This is a genomic window from Nostoc sp. (genome assembly GCF_036917615.1).
Taxonomy (GTDB): Bacteria; Cyanobacteriota; Cyanobacteriia; order Cyanobacteriales; family Nostocaceae; genus Nostoc.
Genome location: NZ_JBALCZ010000087.1, coordinates 72,134 through 95,204, shown reverse-complemented (window position 1 = coordinate 95,204; position 23,071 = coordinate 72,134). Strand labels below are relative to the sequence as shown.

13 protein-coding genes are annotated in these 23,071 nt (G+C 40.7%); 5 read left to right on the top strand and 8 right to left on the bottom strand.

Going from position 1 to position 23,071, the window contains the following annotated elements; all coding sequences use genetic code 11:
- Positions 1–1,210 precede the first annotated feature (1,210 nt).
- The 5 genes from V7K85_RS32010 to V7K85_RS31990 all read left to right on the top strand — a co-directional run bounded on the left by V7K85_RS32010 (position 1,211) and on the right by V7K85_RS31990 (position 10,462).
- Positions 1,211–5,764: a hypothetical protein gene (locus tag V7K85_RS32010; protein WP_334820066.1), complete on the top strand. Its 4,554-nt coding sequence runs from the start codon at positions 1,211–1,213 to the stop codon at positions 5,762–5,764.
- 112 nt (positions 5,765–5,876) lie between these two features.
- Positions 5,877–6,200: a hypothetical protein gene (locus V7K85_RS32005; protein ID WP_334820064.1), complete on the top strand. Its 324-nt coding sequence runs from the start codon at positions 5,877–5,879 to the stop codon at positions 6,198–6,200.
- A 189-nt stretch (positions 6,201–6,389) separates the two neighbouring features.
- Positions 6,390–7,397, top strand: coding sequence for a DUF2235 domain-containing protein (locus V7K85_RS32000; protein WP_334820062.1), 1,008 nt, complete (start codon positions 6,390–6,392; stop codon positions 7,395–7,397).
- A 146-nt stretch (positions 7,398–7,543) separates the two neighbouring features.
- The gene (locus V7K85_RS31995; RefSeq protein ID WP_334820060.1) at positions 7,544–9,184 is read left to right on the top strand and encodes a peroxidase family protein; all 1,641 of its coding nucleotides are present in this window, start codon (positions 7,544–7,546) and stop codon (positions 9,182–9,184) included.
- A 96-nt stretch (positions 9,185–9,280) separates the two neighbouring features.
- The gene (locus V7K85_RS31990; RefSeq protein ID WP_334820058.1) at positions 9,281–10,462 is read left to right on the top strand and encodes a catalase; all 1,182 of its coding nucleotides are present in this window, start codon (positions 9,281–9,283) and stop codon (positions 10,460–10,462) included.
- Between the two features lie 209 nt (positions 10,463–10,671).
- Here the strand turns inward: V7K85_RS31990 and V7K85_RS31985 are convergent, their stop codons facing one another.
- From V7K85_RS31985 to ppc, 8 genes are all read right to left on the bottom strand, one after another.
- Positions 10,672–10,971 carry a hypothetical protein gene (locus V7K85_RS31985; protein ID WP_334820234.1) on the bottom strand — a complete coding sequence of 100 codons (300 nt, stop codon included), beginning with the start codon at positions 10,969–10,971 and terminating at the stop codon, positions 10,672–10,674.
- Between the two features lie 103 nt (positions 10,972–11,074).
- Positions 11,075–12,748, bottom strand: a complete 1,674-nt coding sequence (locus V7K85_RS31980) for a calcium-binding protein (protein WP_334820056.1) — start codon at positions 12,746–12,748, stop codon at positions 11,075–11,077.
- A 528-nt stretch (positions 12,749–13,276) separates the two neighbouring features.
- Complete coding sequence (gene dxs / locus V7K85_RS31975) at positions 13,277–15,181, bottom strand: 1-deoxy-D-xylulose-5-phosphate synthase (protein WP_334820054.1); 1,905 nt, start codon at positions 15,179–15,181, stop codon at positions 13,277–13,279.
- Between the two features lie 830 nt (positions 15,182–16,011).
- Positions 16,012–16,458 (bottom strand): hypothetical protein, encoded by a 447-nt coding sequence (locus V7K85_RS31970; protein WP_334820052.1) that lies wholly within the window; start codon positions 16,456–16,458, stop codon positions 16,012–16,014.
- 841 nt (positions 16,459–17,299) lie between these two features.
- The gene (locus V7K85_RS31965) at positions 17,300–18,262 is read right to left on the bottom strand and encodes an aldo/keto reductase (protein WP_334820050.1); all 963 of its coding nucleotides are present in this window, start codon (positions 18,260–18,262) and stop codon (positions 17,300–17,302) included.
- A 488-nt stretch (positions 18,263–18,750) separates the two neighbouring features.
- A complete protein-coding gene (locus tag V7K85_RS31960; protein ID WP_334820048.1) occupies positions 18,751–19,056 on the bottom strand; it encodes a small RNA NsiR4-regulated ssr1528 family protein in 306 nt (101 codons plus the stop codon).
- A 491-nt stretch (positions 19,057–19,547) separates the two neighbouring features.
- On the bottom strand, positions 19,548–19,802 hold the full coding sequence (locus V7K85_RS31955) for a hypothetical protein (RefSeq protein WP_334820046.1): 255 nt from the start codon (positions 19,800–19,802) through the stop codon (positions 19,548–19,550).
- A gap of 127 nt (positions 19,803–19,929) precedes the next feature.
- Positions 19,930–23,013, bottom strand: coding sequence for a phosphoenolpyruvate carboxylase (ppc, locus tag V7K85_RS31950; protein ID WP_334820044.1), 3,084 nt, complete (start codon positions 23,011–23,013; stop codon positions 19,930–19,932).
- Positions 23,014–23,071: the final 58 nt, after the last annotated feature.

Below are 23,071 nucleotides of genomic sequence, written 5' to 3'. Positions count from 1 at the left end.
CTTTTTAACTTCTTATTTCTTTGTGTCCTTCTCTACGCTACACGTAGCTTGCTTCTCCGTAGGATTATGCGGCCTTCTCTACGAGACGCTGCAAGAATGCGGTCCGTTTTTCTTTCTTGAATTTAAGTCTTAATATAAGTAAGTTGGTGCAATAAAACCAAACTGTGTGAATAAAAGTAAATAAGGCTCAAACTCTTTCTCCCCCTGCCCCCTGCTAGAAAGCCCCCTGCCTTATCCCAACAATAATTATTTACGCCGACCTACTTAGTTAAACGCATATTCATACAGAATTGGTATAACAACAAATAAAAAAGTATTATGATTGCCTAATTTTTTCTACTACATTATTAATTGTAATATACATACTTTTATTCATACCATTGTAATTTTGTATACGAACAACTAAGTTGATTTATATTAAATAATTCTTAATTTTTTTCAATGTATTGTTTTGTTAAATTAATATTGCATTGATTCTAATATAAGTGATATAAAAACTTTAATAGTTAAGCGAAATCAGTTTTTGTCCTAGAAATAATCAGGAAAGTTTACATCTTAATCAGAATCGCATAACTGTACTCATATAAAAGCATTTTATAACTGGTTTAAAAACTAAATCTTTCTTGAAGTTTACCAATCCCACACTTTGATTATCGATATACAAAGATACCAGTAACCTGGGATAAAGATACTGAGAAAGAGTATATTAAGTTGTGTTTTCCAAGGGGGCAGCCCTGTCAAGGTAAGAAATAGCCGGATAATTATTGCAGTGCGATCGGGCGCAAGGATAATCGAAACAGGCAGATGGATACTATGGGGGATCGGAGGAGAAAGTGAATGCTGGGTAGAATCTTTGAACGATTTGCCCTTAGAAAGTCCGGTGAGCGTGATCACATTGACAGGGCTATGCAAGGAGGCTAAAGTAGTTAAGTTACAGGATTGACATATACATTAAGTAATAATACTGATTGTTACATTCGGATAGAGCAAGCTGGTTGCAGATTTGAACAAGGGTGTGAGTATTCCAAGCTTTGAATATAATGAAGGCACTTTCAGGAATTGCTAAACTGAGTGTTTACAAAAGTTCATTGATCTATATAAGATCCTGTCTAACACTTGGATTTTCATTACGTTTCAAAATTGAAAATCATTAACCTCTTCAAGTATGAAATTATTTAGTTTATTCCAAAAGAAAAAAAAGGAACCAAATATGAATAAACAAGCAAGTTCTATACCTGCTGTTGATTTAGTGATCGTCATCGATACTAGTCCTTCGATGAAAGATCAAGCCCAGAGTTTGAGTGATGCTGCCCAAGAAGCGATCACTAAAGCTAAATCTAGTTGTCCATCAGATTTAAAAGTAATTTGGTTAGGTATAGAAGGGACTTGGAAAGGGACAAACTTTGACCAAACTATCAGAGCTTATTTGACTCAGAAGTCTAAAGTGACTGAATCAAAACTCCGGGGTAGAAAAAGAGGAGAATTAAAGTCCGCAGGAGCGCAAGAAGATGCAGCTCGAGCTATTGAAGATATCTCAGAATACTTTGATTGGCGCGAAGGTGCAGCACGAGCTATCTTTTATCTCGGTGATGAAGCACTTGAAGGCGGTGGAGATAAAACAGAGCAAAAGGATATTACAGCTGCTAATTTGGCTATCCAAAAAGCCCAAACAGCAGGAGTTACCGTTCACACCTATTTTGGAACTTCTAAGAGCAAGCATCAAGCAGGTATCAAAACTGAATACGCCAGAATTGCAGCCTCAACAGGTGGACAATCTTTTACAGATAAAGATGCTATCAGTGGTTTTAGTGCAGTTTTAGAAAAAGTTATCTGTGGCAGTCGTACAGCTAAAACAATTAAGCTCAAACTAGGAGCAGTTTATATCCAAGATTGTGTCTCCAATGAATTAAGCAAACTTTATACTCTAGATTTAGTCACAGGTAAAGCTACTTTTATTGGCGAGATAGTTACAGAGGTTTCTGACATTGCTTTTGTCGGTTCCCAACTATATGGACTTGATCGGGATGGCGATAAGACCAGACTAGTTAAAATTGACCTCAATTCAGGTGATGCTACTGTAATTGGTGATATTGGCTTTTCTACATCTGGTTTAGCATATAATCGCCAGCGTCATACCCTCTACGCCACAACTGCTAAACAACTGATTGCGATTAATCTGGAAACAGGAAAAGGTACACCAGTAGTAACGGTAGCTGATAAAAACTATAACTGTGGCGAAGTTGCCTTTGATGCTGATGGCAAAACTTATATTACCTTAATTGGTTACGACAAGAAGAAATTATTAGCAAGCTCCAACCTCGATACAGGTGAAGTCAAAACTCTTGGCGATATTGGCTTTGCTGATCTTGCCAGTATGGAGTTTGTTGGTGATATTCTTTATGGCGTGACTGGCAACTTCTTTAAGTTAGGTAAAGACGGTCAATTAATCCGTATTGATACTACCACTGGTCAAGGAACTTTAGTTACCATAACCGATCCTATCGGTCGTTGGGCAGGTATCACTATTTATGAACCCGCTGAACCAGCTACGGCAGTAATAACAGAAACCGCTCCGGAAGTAACCTCTAACGAAAAATCGGAAGAGACAAAATCTCAACAACTTAAAGTTATCAAGGAAGAAAGTATGAGTATTTTAACCATCGATACCAAAAACAATTGTTACGTTATCGACCGCGATCAAATGAATAACCTGCAACAAAATGTTGCAACTTCCTTTACTTTCGAGAAAGGTACTTTTGATATCAAAATTACTGATGGTCGCTACAGCTATGCCCAGAGTAAAACAGAAGGAGAACCTTTTGTTTTACTCTGGATATATGGGGCTGATGGTAGTACCTTTATCAATAAAAGCACAGGTTTTGAAGTAGGCGCAACCTGGACAACCTTAAATGGATATAATGATAGTCTGAAGTTAGAAGTAAAAAAGAAAGCAGTTCTTAACGCCTTGTTTTTTGATGTCAATAATGCTGATAACAATGGAGCAATTAATCTTTCTATTACCAGCAATAAAGCATTTTTCAGCCCTCAGACTTTAACCGTAGACAGCAAACGCAATTGTTATGTGTTGGATGAAAAAAATCTGTCTAACTTGAAACAATCGGGTGCCAATTTTGTAGAATTAACAGCTGGAAATTATAAGATAAAAATTCTTGAAGGTAATGCCACCTATTGGTCGGATAGTAAGAAGTTTGATTTAGAACCTTGGGCTTTAATTTTGGTTAAAGGTGGAAAATTTATTACAAAACTGACTAGCATCGAAGTTGGAGAAAGTTGGTTTTCATTGAATGGTCTGAAAGAGGAAGTAATTTTAGAGGTAAAAGAAAAAACTACCTTATTAGGTTTATTTATTGACACCTACAAAGATGATAACGAAGGTCAAATTATTCTGGCAATAGAGCCAGTAAGTGCAAGTGAACTGACTGAGAACTATAAAAAACAGCAGAATAATCAGGCAACTGTTACAACAGGATCTGTCAAGAATAGTACAACTGAGACTGCTACAACAGGGTCTGTTACAAATAGTACGACCGAGACAGTTAGAACGGGGTCTGTTACAAATAGTACGACCGAGACAGTTACAAATATTCAAGGCTCAGGTGGATCTGTAAGTCGTGAAGCAGTAGGTGCGAACAGCTCGGTAGAGTTTACCTTCCGTTTTAACGAAGACGAGTTTAAGAAGAAGTGGGAGGAGCAGTTACAGCAGATTAATGCATCTATCAAGGTGATAGATGAAGCCGATGTGACACTGGAGGCTAAGTATTGGGATCAGCTTGAAAATTGGCTGCTGAAGAACTACGAGAAGCACTTCAAGAATTTGGCTGTAGAAGTGGCAAAGGTCAGATTCTCAATGGATGCCTATATACAGCAGATGGAGTTTAGTCTTAACCAGCACTTGCAAGGTTGGTCTGGCTACTTAGATAAGCTTGTAGAAGATAAGATCAACGTTGAGATATCAAAGAGAATTAATCAGCAGATTAACCAGTACGTAGACCAGACCTTCGAGCAAAGGATACGTAACAACGTCGGATTAATTATCAACAATATTGTCAATAAGCAGGAACTCAACCAGTACATTGATCGGCATGTTGATCGGCAAATTGACCAGACTTTTGAGGAAAGGATACGTAACAACGTCGGATTAATTATCAACAATATTGTCAATAAGCAGGAACTCAATCAGTACATTGATCGGCATGTCAATCAGCAAGTAGATCAAGGCTTTGAGCAAAAAATACGTAACAACATCGAATTAATTATCAACAACATCGTCAATAAACAGGAACTCAACCAGTACATTGACCAGCATGTTGATCAGCAACTCGACCAAAGCTTTGAGCAAAAGATACGTAATAACATCAACGTAATTGCTCAGAATATCATCAATGATAATACTGAAATTAAACAGTACTTTAACCAGGAAATCGACCAAACCTTCGAGCAAAAGATACGTAACAACGTTGAATTAATTATCAACAACATCGTCAATAAGCCGGAACTCAACCAGTACATTGACCAACATGTTGATCAGCAAATTGACCAAAGCTTTGAACAAAAAATACGCAATAATAGCAGCGTAATTGCTCAGAATCTCGTCGAGAATACCGAGATGAATAACTACGTCAGCCGGGAAATCGACAACACCTTTGAGCAAAAGATACAAAATCACATGCAAGTGATTACCCAGAACATTATCAATGATAATGATGTATTAAACCAGTACGTTGACCAACGCTTACAGCAAAACGTAACCAATAACACTGAAGTTAACAACAGTATTGTGAACCTTGTTAGCAACAGCACTGAAATTAACAGCAAGATTGAGAATGTCCGCAACGAGTGGAATGAGACATTTATCAGTTTGGTTACACAGCAAGTCGATGAACTGATCAATATAATAGGTGGCAGAGAAACATTTGTCAGATTAATTACTCAGAACATCGTCAATAATAATACTGATATTAATCAGTATGTCAGCAAGCAAATCGATGACACCTACGAGCAAAAGCTACAAAATTACGTCAAGTTAATTACTCAGAACATTATTAATAATAATGACGTATTAAACCAGTACATTGATCGGCGCTTAGAGCATAATGTAACCAACAATAACATCGTAATTAACCAAATCTTTGATAACGATCAAATAACCCAAAAGATTCAGAATATCTTGAGCGATAATTCTCAAATTCAGCAGAAGATTGAGAGCGTTGTGATCAATAGTAGTGAAATTAACAATAGGATTCTGAACTTCGTTGTCAACAGTACTGAAATTAACAACAAGATTAATAACGTCTATAGAGATATTGACATCAAGATTGAGAACGTCCGCAACGAGTGGAATCAGACATTCATAACTCTGGTTACACAGTATGTGGATGAAGTGATCAACATCATAGGCAATAGAGAATCATTCAACATCCAGGTAGCGAATGTGATCAACGTCAAGGTGGATGAGCTTCTCAACCAAATTTTGAGAATCAGAAACGAACTGACTGTGATCATAAACAATGCAGACAGACATCTCTATGAGTGGACTCTGGGAGAACTAATGGCAATAAAAGGCTGTTTAACCGATCGCCAGGCTCTTGTTGAGCAGCTAGTTACTTTCAGCGCTGAACTCAGAACCAAGCTGGATAGTACCGCTTGTGTAGATATCAACACATTCAAGCCGTTCAAACCTATCTCAGGAAATCCTGCACCACTGTCACCTGTGCAACCGCAACAGTTACCAGGAAACAAATAACTAGACTTGAGCCGCTAAAAGCTAAGTTGACTGAAATTCGATGATGTAGAGGTTGCGTTAAAGCAATGCAATAACGCACTCTACTCCCATAAAACATCTAAAGGGAAAAAAAATGACACAAAAAATTATTTACGGAACAGTTGGTGAAGACGGAACAAAACAAACTGGACAAGGGTTTGAAGTTAAATCACCGGATACAGGAACCTATGTAATTACTTTTTTACAACCTTTTGTTGAACCTCCCAGTGTGGTAGCTACTTTGAAAGATTGGGGTGCTGATAATCAAATTATTGTTAAAGATATAACTCCAAACAAGGCGGAAGTTGCTATCTGGGATTTAGGAATTAAGCAACAATCTGGTACAGGCTCTTCAGATATCGCAGTGACGAAAGAAAAATCAGCTTTTAATTTTATTGCTATTGGTGAAGGTAGTTAAGTAAGAACATTTACTTAAAAATGATACAGCGATCACGCGTTTATTTATTTTCGATAAATCGCTGTCATTTCTCTTCAGTTGACGCTGCGATCGCTCTCATAAAATATTTTTTTACTTAGTTACTAATAAGTGGTCTAACAAACCAACAACATCATTGCTCTAATTACTTAAAGGCTTTGAAATAGAACTATGAAACGTCTTGTTATTTGCTGTGATGGAACCTGGCAACAATTAATAAGTCCTTACCCAAGCAATGTGGTTAAGTTAGCGCAATCCGTGAAACCGATCGCCAGTGACGGGATTACACAGATCATATTTTATGACGCGGGCATTGGAACCGAGAGTCAAAAGGTTTTAGGGGGAGCTACCGGACTAGGAATCGATAAAAATATAGAAGATTGTTACCGATTTCTTAGTCTCAATTATGTTCCTGGTGACGAAATCTATCTGTTCGGCTTCAGTCGCGGTGCTTACACAGTTAGAAGTCTAGCGGGGATGATCTATTGCTCTGGTCTTCTAGACCGCCCCCATGTCACCAAAGCACATGAAGCTTACGAGCTTTACCGTAACCGAGATATTAAACCTAGAGATCAGGAAGCAATCGAATACCGTAAAGACTACGGAGAGCGAGTTCCTATCACCTTAATCGGTTGTTTTGACACCGTTGGTGCCCTTGGGATTCCTGGGATGCCCGCATTCAGCAAGTTGAACGAGCAGCTGAATAAACGCTACAGATTCCATGACACTACTTTAAATAGATGTGTTGAGAATGCATTGCACGCTATTGCGATCGACGAAATCCGTGAAGTCTTTGATGTAACTCCCATGAAAAAGCATCCTGAGGCTGAAAAGCAGCGAGTGATTCAAAAGTGGTTTCCTGGTGAGCATGGTTGCGTTGGTGGTGGAACGGAAGAACACAGCGGCTTATCAGATGCTGCTTTACAGTGGATGATTAATTCGGTTGGTGTCCTGGGATTGGGGCTTGACTTAGATCCAAGTGTGATTCCGACAGGCATTAACCCCAATTATGAATGTGACTTTAATAACGATGTTGGATTCTTTAAATTGGCAGGAATCAAGTTTCGTGAGGTAGGCGATGTCATTGAAGATATTCATGAAAGCACGATCAATCGTTTGAAAAGTCGCAAGGACTATCGACCCCAGAATCTACAAAAGATTATTGATCAACTGAATTAATCTCTTAATAATCTTGTTTAAAGGAGTGCCTGCTGCCTAAGTCCTACTACTGATGTTTTTGCCTTCCCAAAACCATCAGCAGTAATTAGCGTTCTTTTCAAACAGAAGCAAGCGATTAAGTTAACAACCGATCTAAAGGAGAAATTATGACTGCAAAAAGAGATACATCAAGAGATGGATTTAGAAACAAACTTGAAACGGCTGTTTTAACAGGTTTTAAACCAATTTGGAAGTTTATTCAAAGCAACCCAGGTCTTGCCAAAAAAGTCAACAAAACTCTCACTAACAATGCTATATTAAAAATTCCGACTCGTCCATATCCGTTTAGTACAATGTCTCCCTATACATCCTGGGATTCGTTGATTGATCGAACATATTCGGGACTCCAACTACCACCGCTAGATTGGAAACCCTTGACCAATGAAAACTATATCGGCATTAATTTAACGCCTACTGAAAAGTTTGAAAAAAACCTGCCGCCGATTAAAGATTTGGAGATTTTGTATCGCAAAACTGGGGAAACGAAATACTCCCCTAAATCCTCTCTAATTTTCCCCTATTTTGTTCAATGGTTTACAGATAGCTTTCTGAGAACTGATCGCCATGAACCACGTAGAAATAGTTCTAACCATCACATTGATATGTGCAATGTCTATGGGTTAAATCCAAAGATTACACACCTGCTGCGATCGTATGAAGGCGGTAAGCTAAAAAGCCAAATTATTAATGGGGAAGAATATCCTCCCTTTTATTATGACGAAGATGGAAAACCCAAAGAAGAATTTAGAGGGTTGCCGCATCTTTACACCGACGAGTCTATCCCAAAAGCAGAAACGTTCCCTCCAGAAAAGAAACAGAAGTTGTTTGCGATGGGGTTGGAAATAGAACGAGCAAACGTGCAAATCGGCTATGTCATGCTAAATGTTCTTTCCTTAAGGGAACATAATCGCGTGTGCGATCTCTTGACAAAAAATTATCCAACTTGGGACGATGAACGCCTTTTCCAAACGGCAAGAAATATTGTCATGGCTGAATTTCTCAAGATTGTTTTAGAAGATTACATCAACCACATAACTCCCTATCACTTTCAATTTTTCACCGATCCCCCCGCATTCACTAATGAAAAGTGGTATCGCCATAATTGGATGTCGGTGGAATTTAGTTTAGTTTATCGTTGGCATAGTATGCTACCCGATACTTTAATGTATAACGGGCAAAAGCTTCCCATGCCTGCCTCGATGTGGAACAACGACATGATTATCAACAAGGGATTAGGAGCCATCTTTGAGGAAAGCTGTTCCCAACCCGCAGCGCAACTGAGTTTATTCAACACACCTGAATTTCTAATTCCCACCGAAATAGCTAGTATTCGCATGGGTCGTGAGGCAAAATTAAGAAGCTATAACGACTACCGTGACTTATGCAGCTATCCCCGCGTGACCGACTTCGATCAGATTAGTAGTAATGAAAAAGTCCAAAAAGAACTGCAACGATTGTACGGTCATGTAAATAACATTGAGCTGTACGTGGGACTCTATGCAGAAGATTTGCGTTCAAATTCAGCCTTACCACCTTTAGTCGGACGTCTGATAGGAATTGATGCTTTTTCTCAAGCGTTTACTAATCCTCTACTAGCGGAAAATATCTTCAATCCAGAAACATTTTCACCAGTAGGTTGGGAGGAGATTCAGAATACAAAAACTCTCTCCCAAGTGGTGCATCGCAATATTCCTCAAGGTAAAAACTATAGAGTTTCTTTTTATCGCCAAGATTGGCAGCCAGTTTGATTACCTAATGAATGTGGGTGTGTTACGAATGATAAAACACACCCTACTTGTTAAAGACATATAAAGTATTTTCTAATTAATCCTACCTTTTAAAAAATGAAGCTATTTACCGAATACCCAGAAAAAGACGAATTAAAATATTGCGATCGCATGAGTGAGCTAGTCAAAAAGAATATGGAAAATCTTTACGGAGGTGATAAGAAAGAAACTGCAAAGAGAGATACCCACTCTAAAACCAACGCTGCTGTACAAGGAACTCTAGAAATTTTTGACTTTGATGAAGCAGCAATTAAGCAGGAATTGAGCAAACGCACCTCATTAACTGAAGCTCAACTTCAAGCCATTTCCCTAAAACAAGGTTTATTTGCAAAACCGAAACAATATCCAGTTTGGCTACGATTTGCAAATGGCGCGTTTTCAGTAAAGAATGATTATGAAGGAGATACGCGCTCCATGGCCGTAAAAGTGATAGGGGTAGAAGGAGAACGACTACCGCAAAGTCACGAGTTAAAAACCCAAGATATTATTCTCCACAATACCGAATTCTTTTTTGTTAGAACCATCAAAGACTTCCACAGCTTTTTCTTGACGGTTTATCGAGCTGGGCTGTCTCCAGTTCTTAAGCTGCTCGTGCTTTTATGGCTAAAGTTGCATCCCTACGAATCCTCACTTCTAAAAAACAGTTTCAAACGGTTTCCCAAAAGTTTGCTCACAGAACGCTATTGGAGTGCTTCAGCGTATTCTTTGGGACTCAAATCTGATTTTGATCCATCACAACCAGGTCGAGTTCCTGTGGAATATCCGGTCGTGATCAAATATGGATTTACTCCAGTTTCCAGTCAACCACCTCATCAACAACTTCCTCTGGAGTCCAGACCAGAAAGTGAGCTTCAGCGTGCCAAAGCCTCAGGTTCAGAGGACAATTACTACCGAGAGGATATCATTCAAGCTTTAGCAAAGCCTGATGCTGAATATCATTGGGACTTTCAAATCCAATTTCAAACTAGCCCAGAGATGTCTATTGATGATACCACCATTGTTTGGAATGAACAGGAATCACCCTTCTTTACAGTTGGTCGCCTGACAGTTAAGCATCAGAAGGTTAATTCTCCCAAAGAAAATAACTTTGGGGAAAATCTCAGTTTTTCTCCTGGGAATGGTCTAGCAGTGCATCGTCCTGTTGGTGCAATCAATCGGTTACGCAGCATTGTTTATCCTATCGTTGCTGATAACCGTCACAAAAAACGAGGAGTTAAATACCAGGAACCAACTGTCTGACTTTTCACACGAATTATTAACTATAAATAGGCTTCTTTTTCTTTGTACTTTTGCGCCTTTGCATGAGGCTAATTCATATTTTCAATCAGCAACGCTGATTGAACTGGGTACTGGGAAAATTTGTATGAGCGAAACCTAACTCCCTAGCCCCTTTCCGAAGCAAAGAGGGGTTGGGGGAGAGGTTCTTCCAAGATTACTGAATTGATGTTCTATGCAATCAGGCTGAAATTGCTACTATTCAAAGTAATATTAGGATTGCCTAAACGGGCAAACTCAAATACTGTTCCCGTACCCAGAAGATTGCCATCCCGATTAGAGAATAGGCTGCCACTACTTTGGCTAAAGACAATATGTGCCTTACTAGCATTGACAAATTGATTGTTAGTGACAACTGCAAAGTCAGTTGCAGTATTAGCTAGGAAAGAATAGACATCATTAGCTGCACCACCATACAAAGTATTATCGCCCGAACCACTTTCTAAACGGTCATTTCCTTGTTCACCAAACAGACATCAGCACCAGCAAATCCTCTATTAATTCTTCAAAACGATATTGAGACCTAGCTTTTTTTGACACAGGTATTAAGATGTTCTACATCTTAATACCTAAAAACTAGGCAATTAGACTGAAATTGCTACTACTCAAAGTAATATCAGGATTCCCTAAACGAGCAAACTCAAACACAGTTCCTGTACCCAGAAGATTGCCGTCCTGGTTATAGAATAGGCTACCACTACTTCGACTAAAAATAATACGCGCATTATTAGCGTTGACTAATTGATCATTAGCGACAACTGCAAAGTTAGTTAAAGCCTGTCCCACAGTATTAGTAACAGCGTTGAAAGTGGTTTTACTCAGCACAATCTGGTCTTGTCTCGCTTCAAACTCAGTGATGTAATCAACACCTAAGCTTCTGCTAAAAACCCCATTATTTTGGAACAGATATTTATCTTTCCCGGCTCCACCAGTGAGAATATCATCGCCCAGTCCTCCCCAGAGGAAGTCATCACCAGTTCCACCAGTGAGAATATCATTACCATTACCTCCCTGGAGGGTGTCATTTCCTGCTACCCCTTGCAATTGGTCATTTCCAGCACCGCCAATCAGAGTATTATTCAGTGCATTACCAGTGAGACGCTGATTTTGATTGCTCGGGATGCTAATGTTGGCTAACTGTAGGGAATAGTTGCTGTTATCGTTGTTGTTGTATTGGGAAATTTCAACATAGTAATTCCCGGCTCCTAATGTTTTAGTAATTTGAGCATTCCCACCGGAACCAGCAATCTCAGAGTCAAGTTGTTCTCCACTCTCAATCAATCCGTTATTATTCTTGTCATAATAGATTTTGGCATAGAGATAGTTGTCAGTTACTCCATTCAAAAGCAAAGTAATATTACTGGTGTTGGTCAGGGAAAATTTGTAGTAATCAAGTGGGTCTACACTCCCGACAAATTCTGTGAAACTCTTAGTACCAGTCAGATTGCCAATATTATAAGCAGTGTTAAGTGTATTACCAGGATTTGAGGCAATCGAAGCAGGTGCAGACGTAGCTGCTAATTGTAGGGAATAGTTGCTGTTAACGTTGTTGTAGTATTGGGAAATTTCAACATAGTAATTCCCGGCTCCTAATGTTTTAGTAATTTGAGCATTACTACCGGAACCAGCAATCTCAGAGTAAAGCTCATCTCCAGTCTCAATCAATCCATTATTATTCTTGTCGTAATAGATTTTGGCATAGAGATAGTTTTGAGTTACTCCATTCAAAAGCAAAGTAATATTATTGGTGCTGGTCAGGGAAAATTTGTAGTAATCAAGTGGGTCTACACTCCCGACAAATTCTGTGAAAGTTTTATTACCAGTTAGATTGCCAATATTATAAGCAGTGTCGAGTGTATTACCAGGATTTGAGGCAATCGAAGCAGGTGCAGATGTAGCTGCTAATTGTAGCGAATAGTTGCTGGTGACGTTGTTGTAGTATTGGGAAATTTCAACATAGTAATTCCCGGCTCCTAATGTTGTAGTAAGTTGAGCATTCTGACTAGAACCAGCAATCTCAGAGTCAAGTTGTTCTCCACTCTCAATCAATCCATTATTATTTTTGTCATAATAGATTTTGGCATAGAGATAGTTTTGAGTTACTCCATTCAAAAGCAAAGTAATATTATTGGTGCTGGTCAGGGAAAATTTGTAATAATCTAGTGGACTTGCATTTGCTATAGCATCATTGTAGTTAAAATATTTGAGAATTCCAATGTTTTGAGCAGTCGTGAATGTAGTTCCTGGCATATTTTTCCTTTTGTGAATTTTTGACAAGCGTTTTTATGACTTGAATATCGGAATGCAATTTAATTTTGAGAAAGACCATGACAAAATGAGGGGTAAAACTTCAATCGTCGAACCCATGAAAACTATAAAGCGATCGCCTGATACTGCACGATGCTGTTACTAAATTGATGGTATAGAAATCCTGTTAATTAACAAGATTTAGTATACAGATAATCGAGCTACCAAAGTTAATTCGAGTAATTATTTAGCATCTCATGATTTTAGATAATTGACTAAAATCATTCGCTTGTCATTGCGATCGCACACTTGTAGCGACAGTACGATTGGCTTTTAGCGACAAATTTTAAATAGCTTAAATAGTTAGGATTTTTTTGTAGAAAATAAAACTTTAATCTAGAAACGTTAGAATTGCAACTCTGTAGGCGATCGCCAAATTTTTCAATCTACTAATATTAGACTTGCCGTTTTCATAAGCGATCGCCCACACCTGAGTCACAAGTGTGGGCGATTCATTCTACAAAGAATTAACTAAACAACAGCAGATACTTGCTGCTTAAAGAAAGCTTCCAAAACTCTCTCTGCTATTTGATGACTAGTTAAACCTAATTCTGTCTTAGATTCATTCGGTTCAGCATGATCTACTAACACATCTGGGACACCGAATCGCTTGACAGGAACTAGAATATCTGCATCTAACAAGGCTTCAGCGATCGCACTACCAAAGCCACCCATGATACAGCCTTCTTCTAAGGTGATGACACGGCCGATTTTCTTGGCTAAAGGCAAAATCAACTCGGTATCCAAAGGCTTAACAAAACGGGCATTAATTACAGTTGCTTCAATGCCATGTTCACTGAGAATTTCAGCGGCTTGCATTCCTGGATAGACCATTGTGCCATAGGCGACGATTAACACATGATCGCCAGTGCGGAGAATTTCTCCTTTGCCGATTTCCAAAGGTTCCCAACCTTCTTCCATCAAGGGGACGCCGTAGCCATTGCCACGAGGGTAGCGCATAGCGATCGGGCCACTATGGTTAACGCCAGTTACTACCATGCGTTGGAGTTCTGCTTCGTCTTTGGGTGCCATTATTGCCATGTTGGGAATGCAACGCAGATAGGCAATATCATACATACCTTGGTGGGTGGGCCCATCAGATCCGACAATTCCTGCCCGATCCAAGCAGAAGAATACTGGCAGGTTTTGGATGCAGACATCGTGAATTATCTGGTCATAGGCGCGTTGCAAGAAGGTAGAATAAATGGCGGCGATGGGGCGCATACCCTGAGTTGCAAGTCCCGCAGCTAAGGTGATCGCGTGTTGTTCAGCAATGCCGACATCAATATATTGATTGGGCAGTTTTGCTTGAAGTTTATCTAAGCCTGTCCCCGTTGCCATAGCCGCAGTAATCCCGATGATTTTCGGGTTTTGTTCGGCAAGTTTCACCAGAGTGTGAGAAAAGACTTTAGCATAAGCCGGGGGTTTGGGTTTACTGGAAGGAATGGCTTTGCCAGTTGCTACGTTGAAGGGGCTTTGGGCGTGGTAGCCAACTTGATCTAGTTCGGCAATTTCATAGCCTTTGCCCTTGACTGTTACTACATGTACCAAAACTGGGCCTGGTATCTGATGTGCCTGTTGGAAAGTGGTAATCAATTCTTCGAGATTATGCCCATCCACTGGCCCAATATAGGTAAAGCCGAGTTCTTCAAAAACTGCACCTACCTTGGGAACAGCCAAGCGTTTCATACCTTCTTTGATGCGTCCGAGTTCTGGAGACAGGGATTCACCCACGAAGGGAATTTGCTTAAACTGTTCCTCAAGATTATCTTTAATAAATTGCACCGGTTGGCTGAGGCGCATTTTGTTCAGATAGCGGGGAATTGCCCCGACGTTGCGAGATATAGACATGTCGTTGTCGTTGAGAACAACCAACAGGTTAGTTTTCGGCAAGTGTCCGGCATGGTTGATGGCTTCTAAAGCCATACCCCCAGTCAGCGCCCCATCGCCAATAACAGCAACGGCTTTAAATTTTTCCCCTTTTAAATCTCGCGCTAAAGCCATGCCCAATGCCGCTGAGATACTCGTAGAAGCATGTCCAGCCCCAAAATGGTCAAACTTGTTTTCACAGCGTTTGAGATAACCCGCAACTCCGTCTTTTTGTCTGAGGGTGTGGAAGTGATCGTAGCGTCCTGTAAGCAGTTTGTGGGGATAAGCCTGGTGTCCTACATCCCAAATCACTTTATCCCGATCTAAGTCCAGTGTCTGGTAAAGTCCTAGTGTTAATTCGACAACACCCAACCCTGGCCCCAAGTGTCCACCATTAACTGCTACCGTTTGGAGATGCTTATCTCGAATCTGACGGGCAATCTGTTGCAGTTGGCGAACAGATAAACCGTGCAACTGATTAGGATGGGTGATTTCGCTCAGATGCATATTATAGGGTTTTCCTCTCTAACTTCTAGTCTCGGTATTTTGATTTTCCCACGGTCGGGTTGTCCACATAATCAAACTCTTACATTGTTACTAAGTTGTAGTGGAAAGTATAACTTCGTAATTGATAATGCTGAAAAATTTGTTACCCATTAACAATTTGCCAAAATAAGATTGCAATTAGCTAAAGTTATAGCACATTTGTCAATAAGTAATGCTACTTAAACATATTCGGTAATCCGTATATAAAACCAAGTTTTTCAGGAGCAGTTTGCGGAAATTCCTTAACTAGATCGCTCAGTTTTACCCTTTTAAGCTAGTACAAAAGAAAGTTAAATATCTCATTTCTAACTATATGTTCAGCATAATTGCTGCTAAATATTTAGCAATTATTTCTTCTCTTTTTCGGTAACAGCAGCTAATTATATTAGCGATCGCTAGTTCATATAGGCACAACAAATATGTATGTAAAAATACAAAACTATTTTAGCTAAATTCAGTATTTGTTTAGTAAAATAATCTTCCTAAATTAATTATAAAATTTTGTCTGATTTCTTGCATAACTAGCAAATAACATGGTGCGCGTCTCTTAATAGACTTGTTGCTTACAGCCTTTTTCATTTATTTCAACCACAATTGCCTTTAGGGGCGTGCAGCTAGCTGTCGCTCCTACCCTATGGTTTAATTACCTGAAAATTGCTGTAATAATATTTACGTAACCTTAAACTTTCCTAAATTATTTGTAAACAACAAGATTCCCGACTTCTTAGATAAGTCGGGAATCTAAGCCTTTCGATTTGAATGAAATCAAATAGGATTGCTATATCTATTCTCTATCTACCAAAAGCATCTTTGATGTTTTCAACAGTGCGTTCAACAACATTCTTTGTTTTATCTACTGCTTCTTTAGTGCGAGTCGAATCTTCGTCTGCTCTTCTCTGAATTGTAGCTGCATCTCTCTTTGCTTTGCGCTCAGCAAAACTACCATTGTCTGTTGCTTCATCAACTTTACTGGCATTGCTCTTTGCAGCTTCCTTAACTTTATCTGCCGTATCATCGATGAAATTTTTGGCTCGTCCAGCATCTTTACTGGTTTTATCTTTAACTTGATCGCCTGCGTCTGCCGATGCAATCAAGGTTGCAGTAGGAGCAGCCATTGCTGAAGTGTTCGAGAAAAATGCACCTTGCCAAACGAAAGCGATCGCTAACATACAAACCAGTGTTGTAGCCATCCAGCGTTTTACCGTTGAAAGCTGTTTTGTCAAATAATTCAGTCTCATAGAATACAATCTCATGTGATTTAGCATACTATTTCTACTTCATTTAGCTGATTAGCCATATCGTTCCCTAGATAGAGGTTCTGGCGTCATTAGTTATTAAACGAATTCACTATTTTGATAGATTGAATTTTGAGTAAAGATTTTTTTGCTGGTAATCAAGCAGGCAATCAAACAGTTTACAGATTTTGGACATGGGTGATCGCGCTTAGAGTGATGTTTGGAAAGTGTTTGGCGAAGGTCATTCGGTACTATACAAGCAAAGTCCACCTCCGTGCAAAGCAGGCAAAATTGAGAGTTTTCTAAGCGTTGTCATGCGGTTTTTGCCTATGTAGCCGCGATTTATAATTGCTACGATACATAACCCTTTCTGCCTTGTTTACTATCGGGTTTTTACAAAAGGATAAGCAAAAACAAGACTATAGCACAAATGTTGTTATAGCAAAACGTGTAAAATTTAACACAATCAGTTGAGATTAAGATTTTTAAGGTTTTGTTACATACTTGTAGATTTCCACGCCGACTTACTTATCGCTCTTTGATCACTCTCTCCAGAGAACGACAATAACGCCGTTGAGTTAATTAACTTGCAACCGTCGATGCAATGGCATTGTCAGTTGAAACAATCGCATTGTTAGTCGAAACCATCGCATTGTCAGTCTAAACAATCGCATTGTCAGTCTAAACAATCGCACTGTCAGTTAAAACAATGGCATTGTTAATCGAAACAATCGCATTGCAGGAGGTTCCATTAGATAGCGTGGCGATAGAATTACTAAACCGCAAGATGCTTTAGTGTTGTATCATCGTGTGAACTTCCTCTGGAGATAACATTAAGAAAGTATCACGCTGACATCAATTGCTGGATGCGCTGTGGCTCCTCTCCCAGCCAATCTGGATTTTGGGCAGTGCTGTCGAAAATTGATGAGGTTTTGAAAGGCTCAAACTCTCCACGTGATGCTGCTTCTGCGGTTTTTGCTAAGAGCGATCGCACCTGATCGTCGTTCATTGGCTGGAACGTCCGCACTGCTTCAAAGGCTTGCTCTAAAATCTCCATGCTATCAATTCCGGTAATCACAACCGATGTGGGCAGATTCAAAGCATAGTGTAAACACTCAATTGGCGTTACAGTATTTGACCGTAAAAGAATACCGTTTGCCATGCTTTTCATCCCCAGAACGCCAATGTTTTGTTTCACCAGTTCTGGCACAACCAACTTTGCAAAACTCCGGTAGTGGGCATCCATCACATTCAGCGGCATTTGAGCCGTATCAAACTTAAACCCGTGAGTGGCTGCAACTTCCAGCATGTGCAGATGAACATGGGGGTCTTTATGCCCAGTGAAGCCGATGTATCGGAGTTTGCCAGCTTCTTGCGCCTCAATGAATGCAGCATTCGCCCCTTCTTCGTCAAAAACTCGATGCGGGTCTTCGTACCGAATGATTTCATGGTGCTGCACAAGATCGATGTAATCAACTTGCAGGCGTTGAAGTGATTCGTCTAGCTGTCTTGCTGCTTCTTTTTTAGAGCGACCGTCAATTTTTGTCATCAGGAACACTTTATCTCGATAGCGATCGCGCAGCGCTTTTCCCATGCGAATCTCGCTGACTCCACCGTTATAATCCCAACTGTTATCCATAAAGGTGATGCCACGATCAATCGCTGTTCTAACAATGCGGATACCCAGTTCCTCATCAACGTGCTTCAAGCCAATGTGCCAACCACCCAATCCGATTGCGGAAACTTTCTCTCCTGTACTGCCGAGAACTCGGTATAGCATTTCTGAATTTGACGTAGTTCCTGACATATGTTCTCCTTGTCTATCTGCTATTACTTACATATAGCTGTGTGCCAATTTCAAGACAAGGAAAAATTGACAATATCTTGCTGAAGATATAGTTTTCAACCCGATCAGCAAAAGACTTAAGAAGCCAAAATATCGATGGCAATTTCGGATGTGTGAGGTAGAGAGTCAACTTAACGTTAAAAGGGCGGTTAGAAACCGCACGCCAGTTGCTTCTCCCTACAGCCCTTTGGGCATCCTACGGCAGGCGCTAGCCTCTCACGAATGGGAGAAGGGGAGACGCTGCGCGTAGCTTGCTTCTCCGTAGGAGTACAAGTCGGGCATTGCCCGCCCAACGTACTGGCTCGTCTACACGAGGCTTTACCCACCTCCGTGGGTTAAAAACCTAATTTTCTCTTAGTCCGCGTTCGCGTAGCGTTTTGCAGCAAAGGCGGACGAAAGTTTGTGTAACCGCGAATTCTATTCGTCCTGGCTATGTTGTGCTGCTATATTTATTTGCCACTATAGAAAAATGCAATTTCTTTCTCTTTTAGAGGTGCAAAATCAGCATCTACAAGTAATTGGTCGAGTTCTGTTTGGGGAATGTGTTTTGCACCAATTCGCACAATGCGCGATCGCATAGTATTAGATACGCCACTGCGCTGTCTATTGCCTTCTAGGGCCATAACTTTACCATAAAGTTCTAGCTTGGCAGGTGGAATGGGAGAACCATCAAAATCAATTCCCTGTGCGATCGCTTCATCAATAGCATCAGCACCCGTGGTAGTTTGATTTCCTGGGTTAGTTTCGGTAGGCATGGTGATTTACTCTTCTTCGCTATGGGTAGATTTTACCAGCCTTGCTGACACCAAAGCTGCCTACTGGCTTTTTTGCTGCTGAGGATTAATTGCAATTCTTTGCGTCTTTGCGTAAGAAATTTATTTTGATCAGCTAGTACAGCACGGGGTAAATCCAGCTACCATCTCAATTAACAAGACTTGGGGTTTAAGCCTCAACACGCTTGGGTTAAGGATAATAGTACGTTGGGTTGAACATTCGTGTTACCCAACAAATGCCCGAAAATGTTGGGTTTCGTTCCTCAACCCAACCTACGCAGCCTAAGGTTTTTAGGTCTAACTAAACTGTATTGGTTTTAGCCCCTTGTTAAAGGTAGGCAAATTACCGCCACAGTTTACTAAGCTGTTCCAAATTTAAATTGCATAACTAGGGCGGGCTTTTCGGCCCACCCCATAAGAGTTATGTTTAATTCGGTTATGCAAATTAGATGTTTTTCAGCTTAGTCAACAGACTAATCACTAGCTTGTCGCGTCACCGAACCCCCAACAAACGCCCCTAAGACTGTGCCTGTCCATAGTCCTGTTGTGCTACCTTGCCACATTGCTCCAGGTGTCATCCAAGCGTTGCACATCTCCTTTAAACCCCAAGGTTGGTTTTGGCACTTTTGACTATGCAACATTATGGTAATTTGCCCACTGGTGTAAGCACCAAAAAAACCTGATGACAGTGCCAAAAAAGTGCAAGTTAAAATTCTGTTTTTAGTCATTAGTCATTAGTCATTAGTCATTAGTCATTAGTCATTAGTCATTAGTCATTAGTCATTAGTCATTAGTCATTAGTCATTAGTCATTAGTTATAGGGCATTGGTTATCTCCCCCATGCCCCATTCTCAATCAACCTGTATTTCTCATGCCGGCTGCAATACCATTAATAGTTAACAATGCCCCTCGCAGTAACTCGCCTTTGCTGTAACGAGAGTGGATGACTCCAGAAGTAGCAGTAGTATTTAGGGACTGCCGTAGGCGCTTGAGTAGTGAAACTTGGATAAATCCCAAGGGTACAATTGTGCCATTGCGTAACTGCACAGATCGTTGCAATACAGGATCACCATCTAACAGTCGATTGTGATCGGTGATTTTTAAGACCAAATCCCTTGTAAGATAGAACTCGCTGGCAATTTGGTCAAAAACCTTGGCAAAACGAAGTTTATCTTCTGGTTTTGACAATTCCTGGACGTAGTGCTGTGCCATTTGCATGTCTACTTTTGCCAAGGTCATCTCGGCCTTAGAAATCACCATCTTGAAGAAGGGCCACTTAACATAAAAGTAACGTAGCAATTTCAAGTGTTCTTCTGGTTCTTCGTTCAAGAATTCTTGCACCGCTGTGCCAACGCCGTACCAGGAAGGAAGCAAAAAGCGGGTTTGTGTCCAGCTAAATACCCAAGGAATAGCTCGCAAACTGCTTAAATCTTTCTTACCAGATGGACGCCGTGCTGGACGGGAACTAATTTGTAGCTGGCTAATTTCTTCAATGGGGGTTACTTGGTGGAAGAAGTCAACAAAATCAGGCTGTTCATAGATTAAAGCCCGATAATGTTGACGCGATCGCGCAGCTAATTCTTCCATAATCTCATTCCAGGGTTCAATATCATCAAACCCTGTCCGCAGCAGGCTAGCTTGAATCACAGCAGTGGTAATGGTTTCCATGTGGTACAAAGCCAAGTCCAATAAGGAGTATTTGGAAGCCAAAACTTCTCCTTGTTCGGTAATCTTGATTCGCCCATTGATACTATGACCCGGTTGAGCCAAAATCGCCTCGTAAGCAGGGCCCCCTCCCCGTCCCACAGAACCGCCGCGTCCGTGGAAAATCCGCAAATTTAGATCATAGTTTTCTGCTATTTCTTGCAGTGATTTTTGAGCTTTATGAATTTCCCAGTTACTGCTTAAAAAACCAGAGTCTTTGTTGCTGTCAGAATACCCCAGCATCACTTCTTGCAAGTTAATGGGGAGGGGTGAGGGGGAGGGAGAGGCAGGGGAGGCAGGGGAGGATGAATTTTCATCGGCATCCTCTGCTTTTGTCTGTTCGTAGCCGCCGGCTAACAAAGCCCGATATAACGGCAGTTCAAACAGTTTCCGCATGACGCTTCTTGAGCGTTGTAAGTCTTCTACTGTCTCAAATAGGGGGACAACTTGAATAGTTCCGACAGCAATGGCGGGGTCAAAAAGTCTGGCTTCTTTGGCTAACAGTAGTACTTCCAACACGTCGCTCACGTCGCGGCACATGCTGATAATGTAAGTTTGGCAGATGTTGACACCAAACTCTTGTTGTAGCGATCGCACGATGCGAAACGTTTCAATTACATCGTTGGTTTTTTCGGAAAATGGCAATTCTGCCGGAATTAATGGCCGCCGGGTTTGGAGTTCTCCTGTGAGCCAAGCAACTCTTTGCTCTTCAGAGAGTTCGTTGTAAGGTTGAGATAATATTTGCAGGTATTCCAGTATCTCATCGAGTGCATCAGCATGGCGGGATGATTCTTGGCGGATATCTAGCTGTGTCAAGTTAAAACCAAAAATTTCTACCTGACAGATGAGATTTTCTAATTCTCGACAGCTTAAGCCTGTTTCGGTCAAGTTGCGCTGAATCATCCGCAGTTCTGCTAAAAAATCGGCTCCCGAAAGATACAGGGGGCTATCTTGATTTTTTGGCGTTTCCCGATTATATAAAGCTAGATTGCGATCGCGAGTATTTTCCAGCCGTTTCAGTACATAAGCCAGTTTCAGCCGATAGGGTTCTTGTCGATAACGCAGCGCCAGTGCGTCGTAAACTTCACTTAACTGGGACTGATCCAATTCTAGAGATTCCAGTAAGTCTGGTAAGACATCACTCCAGTGCATCGACACACTCAACAATTCAATCAGATTTTTCACTGACTGAATATATCTCCCTAGCACCATTTTGCGCTGATAGCAAGCTGTCTGCCAGGTGATTTCGGGTGTGACTGATGGGTTCCCATCTCTGTCTGAGCCTACCCAGGAGCCGAAAGAGCAAAAGTTTTTACTCGGTGGTTCTAGCCAAGGAAAGGTATTGGATAGGGTGTGTTTGAAACGTTTATACAGTTGGGGAATGCCATCAAATAAAACTTCTTGGAAGTAGTGTAGGGCATAATCTACTTCATCTAGCACTGTGGGTTTGAACTGGTGAAGTTCGTCTGTGCGCCACCACAGGCGAATTTCTTCGAGCAATTGTTCGCGGACATCTGCTGCTTCCCAAGGATATGCTCCTGGTGTGCTACCAGAGTGGTTTTCCAAGGCATCTAGTTTTTGTAATAGTTGTACTACCTGTCGCTGTTTTTCTCGGATGGTATGACGCACAATTTCCGTCGGGTGCGCTGTGAAAACTAAGCGTACATCCAGATGTGCAATTAGACGTTGAATTTGCTGGGGTGGTACATTCAGTTTGAATAAATAGGGAAACAAGGCAGCAAAAGTACCTTTTGGTTTAACTTGCGCTTTTTCTAGATAACTCTTTCTCAGCAAGTTTGCTACTATTCCCCTGCTAACAGGCGCGTCATCTTCTCTTTGATTGGACGAATAGTTGACATTGGATGGTGTTTGCGGCTCTGTAGCCTCTGTTTCTGCCTCATAGCGACTCAATTGCTGCCGTTGTTCGTATTCCTGCTCTATGATGTTAATCAACTGAAAATACAGAGCGAAAGCACGAGCCGCGCGAATTGCTTCGTTGATATTTAGTTGTTCAATCAATTTGACGGCTGAGGATGCTTGATCATTTGTTGCTTGTCCTTCTGGTGAACATAAATCGCGTAACTGCTGCAACAGGTCTACCATGTTTTGACCGCATTCTTGCCGGAGAACTGACTCCCACAATTCTTCCACTACTTGGAGACGATGACGCAAAAATAATTCCGACACCGGGTATATATCCGCAGTTTGAGACGAAGAGTATAAAAGGGAACCCATATTCTCTATTCTTGTAAAGCTAATTACTGTTTACACTTCTAGGTTTTGCACTTAATGC